This window comes from Bartonella sp. AP88HLJMH (assembly GCF_042195605.1).
Lineage (GTDB): Bacteria > Pseudomonadota > Alphaproteobacteria > Rhizobiales > Rhizobiaceae > Bartonella.
The window spans coordinates 1-2655 of record NZ_JBHIOR010000055.1 but is presented as its reverse complement, the minus strand read 5'-3'; the positions used below and the strand labels follow the sequence as shown (position 1 = coordinate 2655).

General features: G+C 35.2%; 2 protein-coding genes. Both read left to right on the top strand.

Translation table 11 applies throughout. The annotated features are described in order from the left end of the window. Window positions 1–682: 682 nt before the first annotated feature. Window positions 683–1666 (top strand): hypothetical protein, encoded by a 984-nt coding sequence (locus ACFIMA_RS09370; protein ID WP_375693430.1) that lies wholly within the window; start codon window positions 683–685, stop codon window positions 1664–1666. Window positions 1667–1747: 81 nt separating this feature from the next. Next, on the top strand, window positions 1748–2410 hold the full coding sequence (locus ACFIMA_RS09365; protein ID WP_375693769.1) for a hypothetical protein: 663 nt from the start codon (window positions 1748–1750) through the stop codon (window positions 2408–2410). Window positions 2411–2655 lie beyond the last annotated feature (245 nt).

Below are 2655 nucleotides of genomic sequence, written 5' to 3'. Positions count from 1 at the left end.
ATTATCCTATTTATCGTTTCTCTTATGAAAATGAAAAATGATGCGGTGGCTATAAAGCATATAACAGCTATAGAGAAAGCAAAAATGCAAATGAAAGCATTTGTTATAAGAGCGCGGTGCTATTAAGGTCGTTTAAATTAAAGCCCCTTATAAACAAAATTCACAAAAAATTTAAAATTCATTTAGTAACAAAATTGATAGGTTATAAAGTTTAAAATACGCATTATGAGATCGTTTCTAAATATTATAAATGTATAGATTCAGAAAATAACGCAATCGTTTCATAAAACCTATAATATAGCTTTAAAAGCACATGAATATAAAAGAAGCAATTAATAAGCATAAGATATTATCAATACACAACGTATTTAAAAAATACAAAAAAATATCAAAAAAGATAAAATATTATTTGACAATAAATACATATTTTGTTATATAAGTACTTAAGTGATCAAAACACTTTGTGATTAGCGGATAGATTACGAAACAATCTTTCCAAAGCTTTTAAAAACTGGCTATCTTTTATGCTATGATTAGCATATATGATAATTTTGTCGGGTGTAGTTACGCCATAAAATACTCTTATGAGAAAAGCGTAACAACGGACTAATCACCGTGTTTTGAACGCCCGACGCCCCTTATAGGGTGTCAATTTCAAAACTCTTGATTAGGACATATTAGTATGAATACTACAGTAAAAACCACCCCCGTTATCTCTTCTATTTCAAATGAAACTGCGCTTGTTAATCAACAAGAGCCTGCAAAAAAATACGAATTTACAGGAGAGACAATAGAGGTTGGTGATTATACTCTTTATCGCATTCGGGCTTTAAGGGATTTTGCTAATATAAAAGCTGGTGATTTAGGCGGCTTTATACATAAGGTTGCAAATTTAGCTCATAATGGTGATTGTTGGGTCGGTGGCAATGCCATGGTTTATGGTGATGCTCGTATTTACGATAATGCCCATGTTTCGGATAATGCAAAAATTACTGGATCTGCAAAAATTTATGAAAATGCAAGGGTCTATGGCAATGCTAGCGTGCATATTAGAGCTGAGGTTTATGGCAATGCGCAAGTATATGAGAACGCATTGGTTTATGGTGATATTTTTGGACATGCTAAAGTGTATGGAAATGCAAAAATTTATGACACTATTTATGGCAAGTTTCTTGATAAAACTAGAATTTATGGCAATGCTGAGGTTTATGATAAAGCACGTGTTTTAGGAACCTCTCAGGTTTATGATAATGCCCATGTTTATGAAAATGCTATAGTTTTTGATAATGCTAGGGTTTGCGATAATGCCCATGTTTGTGGCGCTGCTATGGTCAATAGAGAAGCCAAGGTTTATGGGAATGCTATAGTGACTGGTTATGCCCATGTTTATGATAGGGGCTGCGTTTATGACAATGCCAAGGTTTATGGCAAGGTTTATGGTGGCGCTTGGGTTTCCAATAATGCTTTAATTTCTGATAATGCCGAGGTTTATGATGATGCTCGCATTTATGACAATGCAAAAATTTATGGCAAGGTCCATGGTGATGCTCATGTCTATGGCAATGCCAAGGTAATTGGCTATACTGAGATTGGTGGTGATACCAAAATTGGTGGCAATTATAAAGAATCTGTTATCACTGGTGATATTGTTTTTACAACTGTGTAAATGACGCGCGGGCGCGGCGGGGGCGCCCCCCTTTAAACATTTCATTCTAAAATTCAAATCTTTTTATAAAGGAATTGTGCTATGCAAAAAAAGTTTGCACTCACAAATGAGACACGTGTATTTAATAATCAAACTCTTTATCGCATCCAAGCATTAAGGGATTTTGACGATGTTAAGGCTGGTGCCTTGGGTGGTTTTATTGAAAATGAAAGTAACCTCTCTCATGATGGCAATTGCTGGATCTATGATAATTCTCTTGTTTTAAATCCTGCCCATATTTATGAAAATGCCAAGGTTTTTAATAATGCTATTATAATGGGTAGTGTTTATGGCAATGCCCATGTCTGTAATCGTGCCCGCGTTTATGCAAATGCTCATGTTTATGACAATGCGCATCTTTCTTATAATGCTTGGGTTTATCATCAGGCGCGGGTTTATGGCAATGCAAAATTATCAGGAAATGCTCGTATTCATAGCAAGGCGGTAGTTTATGATCATGCTGTTATCAGTGGCGCTGCTAAAATTTATGGCAAGGTTTATGGGAATGCTAGCGTGGGCTGTCATACTGATGTTTATGGCTCTGTTTATGGTAATGCGAAAATCTCTGGTTATTTCGTGATTAGAGGTAATGTCTATGGCAATGCAAGATTAAAAAGAGATAGTGATTTATATTGGGTTCCCATAAATTGTGAGGTTTATGAAAACGATACCGTTGTAAAGATTATTGAAAATAACGCTGCGTAAATAATGCGCGGGCGCGGCGGGGGCGCCTGCTTTCTAAGCAAATTTTCCATTTCAAATTTTATCAACTGTTTATCACATTAGATTGTGAGGGTCTTCTATGTGCAAAAAATACGAATTAACCAGTGAAATAAAAAAATCAAACATGCACTTACTCGAAATATTATAAATCTTTATCGCATTAAAGCTTTAAAAGATTTTGATGATGTTAAGACGGGGGATTTAGGGGGCTTTATTGAAAAGGAAGC